General features: G+C 44.0%; 13 protein-coding genes. 4 read left to right on the top strand and 9 right to left on the bottom strand.

Annotation, left to right across the window (positions count from 1 at the left end; genetic code table 11):
• Window positions 1-53: 53 nt before the first annotated feature.
• The 3 genes from R2S67_RS04575 to yccS form a co-directional block, all read right to left on the bottom strand.
• Window positions 54-356: a hypothetical protein gene (locus R2S67_RS04575; protein ID WP_005396673.1), complete on the bottom strand. Its 303-nt coding sequence runs from the start codon at window positions 354-356 to the stop codon at window positions 54-56.
• An 80-nt stretch (window positions 357-436) separates the two neighbouring features.
• The gene (locus tag R2S67_RS04570) at window positions 437-667 is read right to left on the bottom strand and encodes a hypothetical protein (RefSeq protein WP_317342738.1); all 231 of its coding nucleotides are present in this window, start codon (window positions 665-667) and stop codon (window positions 437-439) included.
• A gap of 184 nt (window positions 668-851) precedes the next feature.
• Window positions 852-3005, bottom strand: coding sequence for a YccS family putative transporter (gene yccS / locus R2S67_RS04565; protein WP_005396670.1), 2154 nt, complete (start codon window positions 3003-3005; stop codon window positions 852-854).
• A 323-nt stretch (window positions 3006-3328) separates the two neighbouring features.
• On the opposite strand from yccS, the gene helD reads away from it, so the two are divergent.
• On the top strand, window positions 3329-5398 hold the full coding sequence (helD, locus tag R2S67_RS04560; RefSeq protein ID WP_006742784.1) for a DNA helicase IV: 2070 nt from the start codon (window positions 3329-3331) through the stop codon (window positions 5396-5398).
• 77 nt (window positions 5399-5475) lie between these two features.
• Here helD and R2S67_RS04555 read toward each other — a convergent pair whose 3' ends face one another.
• Window positions 5476-5931, bottom strand: coding sequence for a methylglyoxal synthase (locus R2S67_RS04555; protein ID WP_005376571.1), 456 nt, complete (start codon window positions 5929-5931; stop codon window positions 5476-5478).
• Between the two features lie 64 nt (window positions 5932-5995).
• The gene (torT, locus tag R2S67_RS04550; protein ID WP_258689897.1) at window positions 5996-7045 is read right to left on the bottom strand and encodes a TMAO reductase system periplasmic protein TorT; all 1050 of its coding nucleotides are present in this window, start codon (window positions 7043-7045) and stop codon (window positions 5996-5998) included.
• A 43-nt stretch (window positions 7046-7088) separates the two neighbouring features.
• Between torT and torS the strand changes: the two genes are divergently transcribed.
• The gene (gene torS, locus R2S67_RS04545; RefSeq protein ID WP_317342516.1) at window positions 7089-10052 is read left to right on the top strand and encodes a TMAO reductase system sensor histidine kinase/response regulator TorS; all 2964 of its coding nucleotides are present in this window, start codon (window positions 7089-7091) and stop codon (window positions 10050-10052) included.
• A 49-nt stretch (window positions 10053-10101) separates the two neighbouring features.
• On the opposite strand, the gene R2S67_RS04540 is transcribed toward torS, so the two are convergent.
• The 3 genes from R2S67_RS04540 to R2S67_RS04530 form a co-directional block, all read right to left on the bottom strand.
• Window positions 10102-10293 carry a hypothetical protein gene (locus tag R2S67_RS04540; protein ID WP_317342514.1) on the bottom strand — a complete coding sequence of 64 codons (192 nt, stop codon included), beginning with the start codon at window positions 10291-10293 and terminating at the stop codon, window positions 10102-10104.
• Between the two features lie 18 nt (window positions 10294-10311).
• Window positions 10312-12666 carry a fatty acid cis/trans isomerase gene (locus R2S67_RS04535; protein WP_317342513.1) on the bottom strand — a complete coding sequence of 785 codons (2355 nt, stop codon included), beginning with the start codon at window positions 12664-12666 and terminating at the stop codon, window positions 10312-10314.
• Between the two features lie 89 nt (window positions 12667-12755).
• Complete coding sequence (locus tag R2S67_RS04530; RefSeq protein ID WP_043884638.1) at window positions 12756-13127, bottom strand: winged helix-turn-helix domain-containing protein; 372 nt, start codon at window positions 13125-13127, stop codon at window positions 12756-12758.
• 330 nt (window positions 13128-13457) lie between these two features.
• On the opposite strand from R2S67_RS04530, the gene R2S67_RS04525 reads away from it, so the two are divergent.
• Window positions 13458-15005: an arylsulfatase gene (locus R2S67_RS04525; RefSeq protein WP_317342511.1), complete on the top strand. Its 1548-nt coding sequence runs from the start codon at window positions 13458-13460 to the stop codon at window positions 15003-15005.
• A 123-nt stretch (window positions 15006-15128) separates the two neighbouring features.
• On the opposite strand, the gene R2S67_RS04520 is transcribed toward R2S67_RS04525, so the two are convergent.
• Window positions 15129-15986, bottom strand: coding sequence for a LysR family transcriptional regulator (locus R2S67_RS04520; protein ID WP_005396661.1), 858 nt, complete (start codon window positions 15984-15986; stop codon window positions 15129-15131).
• 140 nt (window positions 15987-16126) lie between these two features.
• Between R2S67_RS04520 and R2S67_RS04515 the strand changes: the two genes are divergently transcribed.
• Entirely contained in the window at window positions 16127-17653 is a 1527-nt protein-coding gene (locus R2S67_RS04515; RefSeq protein WP_005396660.1) for an arylsulfatase, read from the top strand.
• The last annotated feature ends 52 nt before the right edge of the window (window positions 17654-17705 follow it).

Here is a 17705-nt window from a genome sequence, read left to right as displayed (position 1 = left end):
AGCAAAAGAGGGCTTGTTACGGATTTGTAGTGACAGGTCGGAACTAAGAAGTTTTAGACGTGAATATCGAGTAAGCTGCCAATGACTTCATTGTTTTTCTCAATGACGGACGCACCCACTCGGTTGTAACCTGCAGCTTGCGTAAGGTTGATGAGTGATTCAACTTTTTGAGAAGGGAGGCTAGGAGTTGAAGCGGTTATTGCGACATCTGCCACTTTAGCCAAATCGATGTTGTGAGAAGCGATCTCTTCTTTCACTTTACCTAAATTATCATTAATACCATGCGCGGCTTTTTCAGCCATCTGCTGTGACATCTGAACAATTTGGTGCCCAGATTGAATTCCTGATACAGGCATATCACCACTCCCAATACTATGCTAATGAGAGCATAGGTGGAGTTTATAAAACGTTCAAGTGTTTTATATCAATGATTTGATTAAGCAAACAGTTTAGAAAGCATTTCTCTTTCTTCAACAGAAAGTACTGGGTTTTGTGTTTTGTTTAACTTTACGCTTATCTCACCCTGTAATGATTTCAACTGACTCGCCGTTAAATCACTGAGCTTTTGTTTAAGTTCATTAAATTGTTGTGCGTTCATATCAATACCCTCGCTGTAATTCGGTTTATCCTTCATTTCCCGAAATTCTTCGTCCTTTGGATACAACATATTTATTCAACCTAGATAGATTAGAATTTGATCGATTGCTTTTTGTCCGAACATTGTCAAGGTGTGTTAAGTGATACGTCAGATTTTTCCTATGAAGGTACATAATTACCCACTTTGGGGTAGATAGAAAAGTAGAAAGAAAAAAGGAAGCGACAATTCGCTTCCCTTTTATATGCGTGTGTTACTAGTTCACCCTCACTGCAAACTTACTGGCAAGTGAATGTAGCTCTGGGAGCATGCGATAGATAAGGTGAAGTTGCTGCAGTACCATGCGAGCGGAACTATCATCTTCATCTCGCCACTCATTCAAGCGTTGCTCAAGTCCTGCGTCGTCAATATTAGATAAATCGCACTCTTCGCAATGCTGGTGAAGCTGTTTATGGAGGACGTCTAAATGCTGATGAATACAGCGGTGTGCATCTAAAACGAGCTTATGAATTGACTCATCTTCAATGCGAGTTCGGTGCGCACCAAGAGCAGAAATATAGTTCAGCATTGCGTGATTTAACGTTAAGAAGCGGAAGCTCTCATCAACGGCAGCACGATATTTACCAGGTTCCGCAAGCATTGTACTGATGGCAGAAGAAAGTGAGGCATCACTGTTATGGGCTTGACGACGAGCAATGCGATAGCTCAAGTTGTCCTTTTTACCAATTCGATACTGACCAATGATCTGATCGAGATACTGTTTGTTAGCATCTATCGCATCCGACATGACTTTGTGCAGCCTTCTCGATTGCCAATCTGGCAAAATAACCAGCACGGCTCCTACAGCAAGCACACACCCGATGAGGGTATCAGCTAGTCGAGGAAGCACAACCGCGTAACCTTCACCTAACTGGTTGAATAAGAAGAGGACCAGAAGTGTGATGAATCCAGTTGCGTATCCGTAATTGTTCATCCGAAAGGCGAAAAACATCACGCCAGAAATAACGATGAATACTAACTGGCTTTCTTGAGAAGGGAAGAAAGTCAGTAATGGTACGCCAATTAACAAACCAGCTAATGTGCCTATGACTCGCGCAGTCAGTTTTTGACGCGTTGCACTGTAGTTCGGCTGACACACGAAGAGAGTGGTTAAGAGTATCCAGTAACCTCGGTCGATATTGAATACTTGAATGATTCCATAACCAATCGTCAAGGCAATCGACATACGCAATGCGTGTCGAAACAGCATCGAATCTTTGTGTAAATTCGCGGATATACGCTGCCACATGGCTTTTAATGTGTGCGGGTTAGTATCGGCGAGCGTATCTTCCTCTAGGCCCTCAACATCTGGGTTGTTAATGTTATTCAGTTGCTTTTCTACCGTCGCTAAGTTATTGAATAAATATGTTAACTGCATTAGCAGACGTTTCCAGTGTCCTTGCTTTTGTTCTTCTAAGTAAGCAAGTGAATTTTGCACTTCAGCTAAGGCCAAGATGGACTGATCGGTATGTGAGTATTCATTCCCTAGCTGAATCGCTAATGCAATATCACGACACGCTTGGGCTTGAGATTCCAAAAGATATTTAAAACGAAACAGCACATCAGAACGTTCAAATTCAGTTGCTAAATCTTGATAGCGGTAATGGCTAGAGCTGACTCGTTCGTGGATGTCTTGAGCGATGAAGTAGATATTTAAGAATCGGTCACTAGGGCCATCAATGTGGCCGCGTTTCGAGCGGTTTAGTAATGTGGCTTTGCAAGCGTTTAGCGCCATCACCGTCGCTGCGTTGCACTTGGCGGCTTCAATCCGAAGTGGCTGTGGCGTTAGGTTGGTGACAGGGTGAAAAAGCTTGGCTTTCGCATCGAGATAATTTGCCATTTGGAAGAACACATTGGCTAAGCTTTGTTGTACAGGCTGAAGAGGCCAAAATATCTGCCAAATCATCGACATGAAGTAATACCAAGCAGCACCAGTTAAAAGCAGCAGTGGCTGAAACCAAATGTTAGTACTCTCATGTGCGCCAAGCATGGTGTAAATGGCGATCAGCAAAGAGCCAAAAGCAATGCTCGCATATTTAGGACCTATCGCTCCAAGAATGATAAAACCAAAGGTTGAGATAAATAACCCTAATGCAAATGCCCAAGGGGTGTCGAATAAGATTTCAATTGAGAAAGCGGCGAGCGCAAAACAGAGAAAGGTCAGAATCAGCGCTTTGATGCGCCCAGTGAAGCTGTCATCACTCTCTGCCAAAGCAGCAGCAATAACGCCCAATATTAGCGGCGTGATCAGCGTGTTTTGCTCGAAGTACCAAGTCGGGATAACTACACCCAGTAAGGTGATTAGGATAAGAACGCTGTAATTTATGGTCTTGTTTGCCCAATAGAGCCGAAATTTAGAAGTTGCTTGCACAATGCGCCTTATGTTTCCGATGAAGAACGGGGGAATACTACCAAACCCACTATAGCGCGTTTATGATTTACTTTAAGAAAAATTCGTTGTTGCTGATAAAATCAACAGGGATGTCATTGACTTATACTAAAGCAGCCACGCAATGTGTCGATAATTGTAAAGTCAGCTTCAAATAGAATGAGCTTTAGGTTACTAAATCGACAGTAATGTGAATTTTATTAAAGAATAAAAGAAGATGCTTACTTAGGTGCTTGCCATTGCTACAATTTGGCGCCTTAAAATGATATAAATCGACAACTTCTAAATTAAAAGGCGCACGTTTCATGCAGCTCACTGCCACTAGCAAAGCACAGTTTTTTATTCAAAATGAGTACCATCACGTCGAAATAAAAGAGAACAGTGTTTTATTAAGCTCAATAGGCAGTGAAGAACATATTCCTTTTACGATCTGGAATGGCAAAGTTAGCGTAAAGCGTGGGTTGTTATGGAGCTCTTTGCAGTTTTTTGCTCATGAGCACGAAGGCAAACAACAAAGCTGGCTAGTACAAGGGCTACCGTGGCCACAATGCCGTAAGTTTGCTCTTGAAGCTGTTCGTCAGTATCAAGAATGGCACAATACTCAGTGCCGAAAACTGGCTGAGTATCTACCTAAGTGGGAAGAAGAGCTCTACAAACTTAAGCATCTTCCTGCCTATCTATCGCACTCTCAAGTGGTCTCCTGGGTGGAAAGTCTTAACCAAGAGTTAAGCGAAATGAAAACTACTCTAGAAGAAGCCAAAATGCGGATGCCGAATCGCATGGCGGAAATAGAACCTTGGCTTATTGATACGTCTGCGACGCTTGGTGAGCGTAATCGTGATTGGCTTGAGGAAGAACGTCCGAATTGGGAAGTGCTGTTTAATCGCATAGAATCTTCGCCTTTAAACTTATCCCAGCAATATGCGGTGTTGCTTAACGATGATCACAACTTAGTCCTTGCTGGCGCAGGCTCTGGCAAAACCAGTGTTTTAACGGCTCGAGTTGCATACTTGTTGCAAAGCCACCAGGCTCAAGCAGAAGAGTTGCTTATGCTGGCTTTCGGTCGTGATGCCGCGACTGAAATGAAAGAGCGTTTAGTGGATAAAGTAGGCATGGCCGCAGACGGTGTGCGTGTGAATACGTTCCATCAACTAGGCTTATATATACTCAATCAAGTTGAGCAACAGCCTGTTGAGATCAGTCCGTTGGCGTTAGATGACAACCAGCGAACAGCATGGTGTGTAGATTGGCTGAAAAAGCATTGGATGACGCCTACTAACTTTAAACGTTGGCAAAAACATTTAGACAAATGGCCGATTGCCTATTTAAAAGGGGACGATGAGTTAGGAAGTCACTCAGAAAACCCAAAACTGATCGCGTGGCTAGACTCTCAGTTGTCTCACTTAGCTGCAGTAGGGCTAACCAAAAAGCAAGTGCAAGAAAAGTTGGTAAATCACCAAGACTATACTCGTTTAAACAGCGAACTCGCCTTGTGTTGGCCATGTTTTACGGCGTGGCAGAAAATGCTTAAAGAAAGCAATCAAGTGGATTTCCCTACCATGATCAGTCGTGCAACAGATTATGTAAATAAAGGGAAATTTGTCTCCCCATGGCGCTTCATTATGGTCGATGAGTACCAAGATATCTCTCCAGACCGTTTAGCACTGATTGAAGCACTGTGTGAATCCACACAGAAACAAGCGGGTGCGACGTTGTTTGCGGTTGGTGATGACTGGCAGGCCATCTATCAGTTTGCTGGTGCGGACGTCGATCTTATCACTGGGTTTAAAGAGCGCTTTGCTCACTCTACCGTTCATCATCTAGATACGACTTATCGTTTCAACAATCAGATTGGTGATGTGGCAAACACTTTTGTTCAGCAAAACCCATCGCAATTGCCGAAAACACTAAATAGCCACAAGCAACGTAAGCAGAAGAGTGTGCATACCGCACCGAGCAACCAAGTTGAAAAGATCTTGGATCAATTGAATCAACAAGCCAAGCAAACCAAGTCAGTCTTATTGTTAGGACGTAATCATTATCATAAGCCCGACTTGTATGACGATTGGTTGCGACGTTTTCCTAATCTCGATATTCGTTTTATGACTTGCCATGCGAGTAAAGGGCGAGAGGCTGATTTTGTCATTATTCTTTCTGTGGATGAGGGGCAGTTCCCTGCGAAGAAGAAGCAAATTCACATTGATGGTGCATTGACCGAGTCTAAAGACAAATTCCCTCACGCAGAAGAGCGCAGGCTGTTTTACGTGGCGATTACGCGTGCGAAAGAGAAGGTTTGGATTACGCACACTGGCGCTGGATCCGCATTTGTTCAAGAGCTCGTCAATGGTGATTATCCGATCATCACTTCGCGTTGAAGGCAGAGTTCTGAATTTTAGAAATAATAAAGGCGATACTCAGTATCGCCTTTACGTTATTCAGTTGGCATCAAAGCTTACATGCGTTCAGCAAGATACGCTTCGTAATCCGGTACTTCAATATCCACTTCTTGCTCAAGAAGAGGGGAGTTAAACAAGAACTTAGCGGTGGCTCGGTTCGTTGCCACAGGAATATTCCAAACGCTAGCAATACGAAGAAGCGCTTTAACGTCTGGGTCGTGAGGTACGGCGTTGAGCGGATCCCAGAAGAAAACGAGAACGTCGATCTTACCTTCTGAAATGAGCGCGCCAAGTTGTTGGTCACCGCCCATTGGGCCACTGATCATGCTCTTAATCGCCAGTCCAGTTTCTTTGCTCAACATGTGTCCGGTTGTGCCAGTCGCGTAAAGAAAGTGACTCTGCAGTTTTTCTTTGTTTTCTTTTACCCAGCGAAGTAGCTCAGGTTTGCAGTTGTCATGGGCAACCAAAGCCACATGTTTGTGGGTTGGCATGGTACGAATGGTTTTTTGCATCAAGATGTTTCCGTTTGTATGATTTTAAAATTGTTGTTATTTAATAGAACACGTTTTTTGTCTTTCAATCAACAGCCTTAACACGGAATGTCGGCCTATATTCTGACGGAGATAACGATTCTTCGATCGTATCGTCATGAAGCGTCTTGGGAGTCAGTGGTTTGATGGTTGGTGAGGCATGTTTGTCATACTCTTCACCCCTTAAGTAATGCGCTGCTTGCATGACGGAAAGCCGGCCTTGCTGCACCATTTTATCTGTTGGTGCGAAGAGCACTTTGTTACGCAATAGGCCTCGGTAAACACCATGACTCAAGTACACAGAAACCAAACCGATCTCCTCAGCTTTGCCTGCGCTACGCAGTTCACTGATAGCGGCTTCAATCGCAACCGCGCTGCCAACGATATAATCTATATTTCCCATATCAATCACACGTTGAACCAAGTTACGCTGTAACTCTTTGTCGTTGTCTGCCCAAAACGAGTTAACGATGTTGATATCACTTCCTTGGATCGCTTCATAAAATCCGGCAGTCACGGGCTTCGTACCTCCACGAGTACGCGGCCCCAAAAGCAAGGCAATGTTTGTTTTTCCTGATCCCTTTGGATGGCGAGCAGCGAGATATTTTCCTGCTTCGTATCCCATCCAGTGCCAGTCAACACCGACCGTACCTTTTAACAGCTCACTTTGCTCTTCATCCAGATCGAGTTGGTTCACAGTAGCAAAGACAGGAATGTTTCCGACCCAATTCTTAAGCGAATGTTCATAGGCTTGTGGGTCCACGGTCCCAAGGACAATCGCATCTGCTCCCCATTGGCTGCACAGTGCGAGTTGTTGCTCTTGACGCGTTTTGTTTGGGTAGCCACCCGCTTCAAGGACTCTCAGCTCGACGCCTTCTTTTTTCGCTTCGGACACCATTCCATAGTTTACTGATAACCAGTATGAATCCTTTAGGTGAGGGTAAATGGCACATACTTTTTCTGCTGCAACCACTGGTAAAGAAGCGACAAGGGCTAATGTGACTGCAGAATGTTTGAAAATTGTGCGAAATGCGTGTTGATTTTTAACCATGAAATGAAGTTCGTTGGCATAGATTAAGTAAACACTGCAAAATATAACGTAATATGTCGCTGAACACGAACATTAAGGTCATGAAAATATGTTGCTAGCAACCGCAAGCATCGGTCGTAAACTCTTGTTGTCTTTCATTGCGATGGCAATGCTGGTTATGTTATCGGCACTTATTGGTGTGTCTGGATTTTCTTTAGTTGCCAAGACGGAAAGAAATGTCGTGGATTCTGCAATTCCCGCCATGATTGAAGCGAGGCAAGTCTCTGAGTTGAGTACTCGCATCATTTCGTCTGTACAACTGTTATCGAACGCAAGAAACGAGCAGGAAAGAAAAGAGTCTGGGCGTGTGCTTTTCGAACAGCTCGAATCATTGCTTACTCATATCAAAGAGCTGGGGAGTGAGTCGTTTGATTCTCAATTGCTAGAAGATCTCGAGAGTAACGTCCAGAACGTTATCGACAACTTGGCAGAACTTGGTGTTTCGGTTGAAAGAAAGCTGTGGCTGGCAAAAGAGATTGATACTCGTGTCGAAGAGATGCGCTTACTGAGTGAAGAGTTGGAACAGCTAACTCGCACGCAAGTTCAGAACACGAGCACCATTGCCGTTGCTAACGTCACACACATCTATGACTTATTAGAATCGAATAAAAAATCGCAAGTTTATCAGGCACTAGATGCGCTGGTGGAAGTGGATCTAGATCTGACAGAGCGATTGCATGAGCTGCACTTATTGGCTTTTAAAATGCTGAATCAAATTGAAGAAGCTCGCACATTAACCAATATTGAGCGAATCCAGCAGGTGCAAAGTGATTTTGAAGGTAATCTCAAAATCATGAAGCGCCGTGTGCTTGCCGTGGAAGATCCCACTCGCTCTAAACAAATGAGCCAACTATTAACGGAGCTCGGTAAGCGTCAAGTCGTGTTCACTATTTTGATGCAGCAGTATGAGAATAATGAACAATCTCAACAACTGATGCAAAAGACACTGGAATTGTTTTCGGAGCTGAATGGCACCGTAAACAAATTGGTTGATGATTCAAACAAAACGACAACCGTTGCTGTGGATGAATTGACGAGCACGCTGAAATTCGCTCAGTGGTCTCTAACGGTGATTTCAATTGTTGGTTTGATTGTGTTGGTGCTGATTTTATGGCGTGTTGTATACCTTTCTGTGGTTAAGCGATTGGCAGAGTACTCTGCCGCGCTGCTTTCTGTGGCGCAGGGTAACTTAGCCGTCGAGCTGGAGGTAAAAGGCAAAGATGAGCTAGCGCATATGGGGCAAGCTATCATCACGGCTCGAAATACAGCTCAAGCGCTAAAAGTGGTCGCAGAGGGAGAAGCTCAAGCCAAGCGAGAGCTCGAAGAGCACAAAGAGCATTTGGAAGAGCTCGTTGAGCAACGCACTTCGCAGTTAAAACAAGCGAACCGCCGTTTGAATGAAGAGGTTTTGAATCACGCGAAAGCTCGTAAGCAAGCAGAGCAAGCGAGTCGAGCTAAATCAGCATTCTTGGCGACCATGAGCCATGAGATCAGAACGCCGATGAATGGAGTGCTCGGAACGGCACGTTTGTTGATTGACTCAGGCCTCAACCCTATTCAAAAGCGTTATGCGGAAATCATCAACCGCAGTGGTAAAACGTTGCTCGCGATTCTGAATGATGTGCTGGACTACTCCAAGATTGAAGCTGGGCATTTAGAGATTCGCCACATGGGCTTCGATTTACACCAAATGGTTGAAGACACTTTCCAGTTAATGAACAGCCGAGCTCAAGAGAAGAGGCTGTTGTTTTCCTATCATATCGAAAGTGATGTAAGTCGCTATTGGAAAGGGGATGTCACCAGAATCAGTCAGGTGCTGAACAACCTCGTCGGAAACGCGATTAAATTTACTGACGAAGGTGAAATTGATATCTACGTTAGCCTCAACCCAGAGGATGAGTCGCAAGTCCTATTCGAAGTATCAGACACCGGGATAGGTATTGCCAAAAAAGATCAGAGAACGTTGTTTGATGCCTTCACGCAAGCCGAAGGTGGGATGAGTCAAACTGGAGGAACAGGGCTTGGCCTTGCCATCAGTAAACGAATCATTGAAGCGATGGGCGGTATTTTAGAAGTCGATTCTGAAGAAGGACATGGCAGTCGATTCGGGTTCTCCATTCCATTAGAGGAAAGTGAACCTGTTGAAACCGGTGCAGTGGCAACCGCGCGCTGCAAAGTGAAAGCGAAAGTCTTGTTGGTAGAAGACAATGAAGTAAACCGAGTGGTTGCGGAAGGCTTTTTAGAAAGCATGGGCCACCAGGTCGTGATGGCAGAAAACGGCTCACAAGCAGAGCAACTGATCAGCACGCAGGATTTTGATATCGCTTTAGTCGACATCAACTTGCCAGACTGTGATGGAACCGAGTTAATCCAACGTTTGAAACAAATTGAATGTAACAAACCAGCCAATAAAGCCCTTGCTGCTACGCCTATGATCGCAGTGTCTGCACACGTTTTTGCCGAAGAAGTTGAGCGCTATTTAGCTGCAGGTTTTGACGGGTATTTACCTAAACCATTGGCAAAAGAAGCCCTAGCGGCATTGATTCAGGACGTGCTGGATGGAAAGCCGTTATTGTTGCCACAAAATGCCGACTGTACCCCGTTTGATCAAACTTCGCCTCAAGAACAAGCGATACAATCAAAGGTTATTCAAGTCCCTAAAACAGAGGAATCAGATGTGGTCATCATTAACCCGAGCGTGATTGAGTCCGATATGAAAATCTTGGGCAGAGAGAAGATGTTGCACATCATTAATCTGTTTAGAACGACCAGTGCCGATGTACTAAGCAAGCTGCAAGCGTCTGCTGGTGGTAATGACAGTAAAGAAGTGAAGAACCTTGCTCACAAACTAAAAGGCAGCGCAGGGAGTTTAGGGCTTACGGCATTAATGAACTCTTGCCAAGCAATTGAAGCTGCGCCTCAACCTTTAGATACCTATATGGCGACTAAAGATCAATTGGCGTCTCAAGTGTCTGAATCAATTCAAGCTCTTGATGAGTTGATGGCGAAGTAAATCAATTGCATCCCAAAAACAAAAACCTCCGGCAAGCCGGAGGTTTTTTCTATTCGGTCATGTCATCTTCCCACTCGAATCGAGTGTCTAGGGCATAAGGGTCGTCATCAAAAGGATGCTCCACTTTGCCACGAAAGTATTCGAGTTGATGCTCAAGCATGTTGACCGTTTCGTAGTCTCCCTCAGAACAAGCAACGTAAATCTGTTGTTCAAGAGCGGCAATGTTATCTCGGATACCCATGAGAACCCCCTTAAATCATCATCGATTCTCAAAACGATTATAGTCAAGTAATCCAAATTCGATCGGTTGTTTTGTACGGTACCAATTGTGCAGACGATCGCTAAACGGCCAGAATTTTTCTGAGCTTCTGCGAATCGCAAAATTATCCAACAACTTAACGTAATCGGATTCATTTTGGATGGCACTAAATTGATCGACAAATTCTTTTACTTGATTTTCGTTGATCGAGAAAAATGCCGCTGGGTAGCTTCCCACAACGCCACGTACGATGGTCATATCATCGTTAGCAAAGTCGCGGTTGCTTTCTTCATCAAACAAGCTAGAAATATTCGTGTGTGCATTATTGTGAAGTAGGGTGAATAACTCATCTTTTCCAGACTGGCTTCTCACCATAAGCATGGTGATTTGCGGAACGGTTTTCAGGCCTTCTCCACGAACTTGGCCAATACGTTGGAGCTGTTTTTCACTTTGAGCAGAAAGCTCAGTATCTTTAATCTCGTAGCGCGGAAGAAGAACATCTGAGACTCGTTCTCTAAGCAACTCGACTAACTCTGTTTTTGGAACGTCAGTTTTGTACTCGACGCTGGTTGGTTGGTTAAATGGCTTCACGTTGCGTTGTAAAAAGTCACTTAACTGTGGACTTTGATCTTTATACCAGCTTGATTGCAGTTCATGACGCATGTCGGTTGGCAGCAACGAGATAAAGTTACTTTCGCCTTCCAGACGCAAGAAGTCCATGAACATTCGTGTCATGAGTTGGTGGCCGAAGTTGCCATACACATCAAACCCAGCAACGAGCAAATAGTGGATGCGTTCTAGTAACGCGTAGTCAAGAATCCATACCGTTTTCGGCTGCTCGCCAACTAACCCTTGTACGACAGATGCGCTGTCAAAGTGGCGGAAAATAGTTAATGCCGCATTGTGGTTGGTGCCATTACCGTCCCAAATTACGTCGGTGGATAGGTTTTCGCCTTCCTTAAACCAGTTATTGGTAAATTCAGACTTGGCTTCTAGGTAGTGAGCTTGCTGACGCGCGTATTTAACCCAGTTGGTAACAGGCAGCGTGTTGCTTTCCTGCTCTGCTGGCAGTCTTAGGTTATCAGCCTGAGATCGGTAAAACTCATTTACTTCAGGGATATCTGCTTTATCTGGATCTAGAAAGAATATCCAAAAGCGATCATTGATAACATTCAGTGCAAGTTGGCCACGACAAACAGGCCCTTTAATGTAAGCCATGATCGTGTTTTGCGCATTGTCCAACATAAACTTGAAGCGTGATTTAACCGGAAGATCGATAAATGATGTCATCGGGTTTGCAGCAACTTCAGGTTCATAACTCGGTAGTTGATTAACTGTGTAATCAGCATCGATAAACCATGTGTTCCAGTTTTCAATACGTTGCTTGTTTAACGCGAACGGCATGTGCGTTTTATCTACAATCGTCCCTTGTTCTGGAATAATTCGATAAAACACGCGCTCAACCCCGGGATCATCGTACGGGCGACGTGTTGAAATACGTTTTACTGGTTGCCCCGGTGGAGTAGAAGAACGAACTAACGTAAAGAATCGAGGATCTTCAGTGAGTTCTGAAAAGTAGAGGTGAGACAAAAACAAATGCTCGTAAATATAGCGAGCCATCAGTTGATTTTTTAGATCAGCGCGATTGAGCAAAGTCTCATACTTGTCAATTTGAGCTTGCTCTTGTTCACTAATTGGTTGGTGAACGTTCATTATCGCGCCGTTTTCCAGCCAAGTCATCAGTGTGTGGTATTCACTGTTTGATAGGTTTGGCATACCAAAAGGCATTCCCCAGGTTGGGTTATCTTTTTCGTACTGTTCGTACTCTTCAATTGTTGGACAGGTTTGTTCTCGGTCTATCGAAAAATCAAAACCTTCTAACTGGACTTGATCAGGCAGCGGGTGGCGTTCTTTTTGTTGTAGCAAACGTGCAATGAGGCCTGCATCAATGTTGGCCGCCATGCTCTGATCACGTTCGTTAAGTACCGGATGAAAACCCGCATCGCGCCACTCTTGGGTTGTTTCTGCATCTTCGAATAAGCGTGTTGGCGCGGCGGCAGTAAGTCTTGTTCCTTCATATACCAGTGCTTTGCTCGCGCCACGGTCAATACCCTCAACGGAAGAAAGCTTAAGCTGACATGGTGCATCGTAGCACGCATGACAGACGACACAGCGGTTATCCATAATGGGTTTGACTTCGCTTTGGAAGAAGTTTGCTTGAGGTGTAGCCACGTCCGCCGTACGTTCACGAACGAGCTGTGGACCAAACAGTTGGTCATAGTTAAGGCCCGCATAGGTTGCACAGCCAGCAAACAATGTAGCAATGCAAAGTATAAAAATTAAGCGCAAATTCATTGAGTTATTTTACGTGATTAGAATTTGCATTAATTAAAGCAAAATAAGCGGTCAATTACCAAAAGTTGGAGCAATTCGCCGCGATTTCTTTACTTTTTCGCATGCTTAAATACATAACCTTGTCGATGAACGGTCTGAATTCGATCCGCTTTAATCCCTTCGCTAGCCAGTCGTTTTCTTATTCTACTAATGTGCATATCGAGTGCGCGGTCATGCTCTGAGAACGTGCGCTTCAGTACCGTTTCATAAAGGAAAGGTTTGCTAAGCACTTGATCTTGATAATGAGTCAGAGTACGGAGCAGCTCGAATTGAACGCTTGTAAGCTGAACTAACTTTTTGTCTGGCGGACGATTTATCATCACAGTATGGCTGTGCTTATCCAGTACGAGCTCATATTCATTATTGAGACCGTTATCGGAAGCTGCCGTCTTAGGAGCAGACGAAAGGGTAGACTCAAACATATTGGCATTTTAATTATTAATGATAGTAAAAACCATTATCATTAATGTTGACGTGAAATCAATGCTGTATTTTATTTGTAATGCAATATGTCGGAGTCATATCAAAATTCTGATATGGAAGAAATAACTCTACGACGGAAAGAGCACCAATTTAAATCGCCAAATCAATAAGTACTACCACAATTTCTAAAGCAAATAATCAGCTATTTTGGGGAATAGAGCAGCTGTTAATGTCTCTAAAGTTCTTATTTCTAAGATTCGCTTATCCACTATTTCTAGACTATACATTCTGTTGCAGGAAGCTCTTTTCTAATACACACAGAGGTTTATATGACAGCGAAATATGGCGTAAAACGTCGATTAGCGATTCTTGCCGCCGCCTTAATTGGCGCGACAAGTAGCAGTATCGCGGCAGAGAAACCTAACATTCTCGTCATTTGGGGTGATGATATTGGCCAATCCAATCTCAGTGCTTACACCTTCGGCTTGATGGGATACAAAACACCAAACATAGACAGCATCGCGAAAGAGGGCATGATGTTCACGGATTATTACGGTGAACAATCTTGTACTGCGGGCCGTTCTACTTTTATCACCGGCCAGACCGTCCTTAGAACGGGTTTAAGTAAAGTAGGGCTTCCTGGCGCAGATCTTGGCTTGAAGGAAGAAGATGCCACCATTGCCGAAATGTTGAAGCCGATGGGCTATATGACGGGTCAATTTGGTAAAAATCATTTAGGCGACAAAGATGAACACTTGCCTACTAACCACGGCTTCGATGAATTTTTTGGCAACCTTTATCACTTGAACGCCGAGGAAGAACCAGAAAACGTCGATTACCCTAAAGATCCAGAATTTCGTAAAAAATTTGGTCCTAGAGGCGTTATTCGCTCATACGCTGACGGCAAAATCGAGGACACCGGACCTCTGACTCGCAAGCGTATGGAAACCGTGGATGAAGAGACGTTGGATGCGGCGCTCGATTTTATGGATCGTGCCGTCAAAGCTGAAAAACCTTTCTTCGTCTGGTGGAACGCAACGCGTATGCATTTCCGCACCCACGTGAAAGAAGAGAATTCGGGAAAAACAGGCATCAGTGAGTATGCAGATGGCATGGTCGAGCATGATAATCATGTCGGCAAACTACTGAAAAAAGTGGACGATTTGGGCATAAAAGACAACACGATAGTCTTTTATTCAACCGATAATGGTCCACACATGAACTCGTGGCCAGATGCAGGCACAACGCCATTCCGTGGAGAGAAAAATACTAACTGGGAAGGTGCGTATCGAGTCCCTGCGATGGTACGTTGGCCGGGTAAAATTAAAGCTGGCTCTGTCTCGAATGATATCATGCACCATATGGACTGGATGCCAACTTTCGTTGCTGCCGCGGGTGATGACAGTATCAAAGAGAAATTACTCAAAGGCTATAGTGCGAATGGTAAGAAATTCAAAGTGCATCTCGATGGTTACAACTTCCTGCCATATTTAACTGGCAAAGAAGAGAAAGCACCGCGTGAAGAGATTTTTTACTTCTCGGATGATGGAGACTTAACCGCAATTCGTTATAACAAGTGGAAACTGGTTTTCATGGAGCAACGAGCAAAAGGTACGCTGCGCATTTGGGCGGAACCATTCACCACACTTCGAGTTCCTAAGATCTTCAACTTACGTATGGACCCTTACGAAGTGGCTGATATCACTTCCAACACCTACTATGATTGGATGCTAGACCGTGCTTACATGCTGGTTCCTGCACAAGCTTACGTAGGCAGATTCCTCGAAACGTTTAAAGAGTTTCCACCAAGGCAAAAAGCGGCAAGCTTCTCGCTCGATCAAGTGATGGAGAAATTAAAAGAGAACCCAAATAAGTAGGCTAGTGCTACGTAAGCAATACGATGCAACCATATAGAAAAGAGGCTCATATGAGCCTCTTTTTTTCGTCTAATAAAAGCTTTTAAAGCAACGAATGGCAAAGAAAATGCGAATCAACAAGGCCTATAAGGAAACTGGCTCGTAGTGGGCAGCCGTTAAGTTCGCTTTAATTTTTTCACGTAGTGCAATATGAGCAGGGTTGTTCATCTCTCGCTTATGGTAAACAAACTTGTAAGGGATAGCGCATATAGAAATAGGGCATTGCAGAACTTGAAGCTTAAGGGCTTTACTCCATTTGTTTGCAAAAGATTGAGACACTAAGCCTAAACAATCGCGTTGCGCGACGTACAACGCCATACCAGCAAGCGAAGATGTGATCAAATCAACTTTTCTCTCTTGAATAGTTTCTTGGGATAGCTGTTCAAAACCGCTCATGTTGTTCCATTTCCCTGAAAACAAACAGTGAGTTTCCTCATAAAACTGTTCTTTTGAGAGCGAGCCTTGCACGCGGGGATGATTCTCACGACAGATAATCACCGCCTCTTCTTCGTAGGCATCTTCAATAATAAATGCGGCATCTTTTGTGATAACAGTATCAATGACAAGATCGACTTTTTGTTGTCTTAGAAGCTCAAATAATAAGAACTTTTCGGGTGGCGATTCATAAAAAATAGTGTTCTTTATCGGGTCCATAATGTGCAATAAAATTTCGGAACAACACACTTCAAAATGATTCTTATCGGATATCGCATTATCAATAATATTAACCGCTTGCTGGAATTGCGGTAGCAGCTGATAGGCGGTAGATGTTAGTGCGATACCTCGCCCTTTTTTGACAAATAATTGCTTATCGACCACTTGTTCTAAACGCTTTATTGCAGCGCTCACAGCGGGTTGTGTCAGCCCCAATTGTTCCGCGGCTTTAGTATAAGATTGGAACTCCGCGACAACAAGAAAAGTTTGGATCAAATTCAAGTCCATAACGTTACTCATAAATTTAATTTATAGGTTAACTAATTCTGAATGCATTTATCGCCTGAAATTAGTGCTTTATCTTATATCAACAATGGTATTGAAAAGCGAATACCATTTTTACGCACTAGCGAACTCTTGGAGATAATATGAAAAATGCGACCAAAACGAGCAGTAAAAAACTCGTACTTAACGCATGTACGTTAGCATTAGGCGCTGCATCTGCAGTTGCACACGCAGCGGACAAACCCAACATTCTTGTCATCTTTGGTGATGATGTTGGTTACTGGAACCTTAGTACCTACAACCAAGGCATGATGGCGTACAATACGCCGAACATCGATAGCATTGCTAAAGAAGGTGCGAAGTTCACTAACTTCTACGCACAGCAAAGTTCGACAGCAGGCCGTTCTGCATTCATTACTGGTCAAATGCCAAAACGTACTGGTCTATCAAAAGTGGGCTTACCAGGCGCTCCGCAAGGTATCTCGGAAAAAGATCCAACGATTGCAACCGTGCTTAAGCAAATGGGTTATGCAACCGGACAATTTGGTAAGAACCATTTAGGCGACCGAGACGAACACCTTCCTACCAACCACGGTTTTGATGAGTTTTTCGGCAACCTATATCACTTGAACGCGGAAGAAGAGCCAGAGAACGTGGATTATCCTAAAGATCCAGAGTTCAAGAAGAAATTTGGCCCTCGTGGCGTAATCCACTCTTACGCTGACGGCAAAATTGAAGATACCGGTCCACTTACGCGTAAGCGTATGGAAAATGTTGACGGTGAATTCCTTGATGCTGCGGAAACCTTCATAGAAAAACAAGTAAAAGCGGATAAGCCGTTCTTTACTTGGTTTAACACCACTCGCATGCACAACTTCACGCATGTTCCTGAAGAATACCAAGGTAAAACAGGCGCTGGTTTCTACGCGGATGGTGTTAAGCAGCACGATGATCAAATTGGTCAACTACTTAACAAGATCAAAGAGTTAGGTGTGGATGACAATACAATCATTGTTTACACCACTGACAACGGCCCTATGGTTGATTTGTGGCCTGATGCAGGGATGACACCATTCCGCTCTGAGAAAAACACTGGCTGGGAAGGCAGTTTCCGTGTGCCGATGTTGATTAAATGGCCTGGAAACATCGAAGCAGGTAAAACGTTCAACGGCATGATGTCATTAGAGGATTTCTTCCCGACATTGGTTGCTGCAGCGGGTGACACCAAAGTTAAAGATGAATTACTAAAAGGTAAGAAAGTTGGTGATATGGACTATAAAGTTCACCTAGATGGTTATAACCAACTGCCATATCTAACGGGTAAGTCAGACAAATCTGCTCGTAACGAATTCGTTTACTGGAGCGATGACGGCGATCTTGTGGCATTACGCCAAGGAAAGTACAAGTTCCACTTTATGATTCAAGAGAATGAAACGGGCATGGATGTATGGCGTAAGCCTTTCACTAAACTTCGTGTTCCATTGATCTTCGACTTGAGTATCGACCCATTCGAACGTGGTGACCAAGGTATGGGTTACTCTCGTTGGATGTACGAGCGTTCATTCTTAATGATGCCAGCGATGGATACAGTGAAAGAAGTGATGGGTACATTCAAAGAATTCCCACCTCGTATGGAAGCAGGTTCGTTCGTACCTAAGTCTTCTAAGTAATTAATATTATATAGCGCTTTTCGGAGCGCTATATACCCAAATAGCTTCAATT

The sequence above is a fragment of the Vibrio sp. T13N genome, from assembly GCF_032970445.1.
In the GTDB taxonomy this organism is placed as follows: Bacteria; Pseudomonadota; Gammaproteobacteria; order Enterobacterales; family Vibrionaceae; genus Vibrio; species Vibrio diabolicus.
This window is presented reverse-complemented; position numbering and strand designations above follow the sequence as displayed.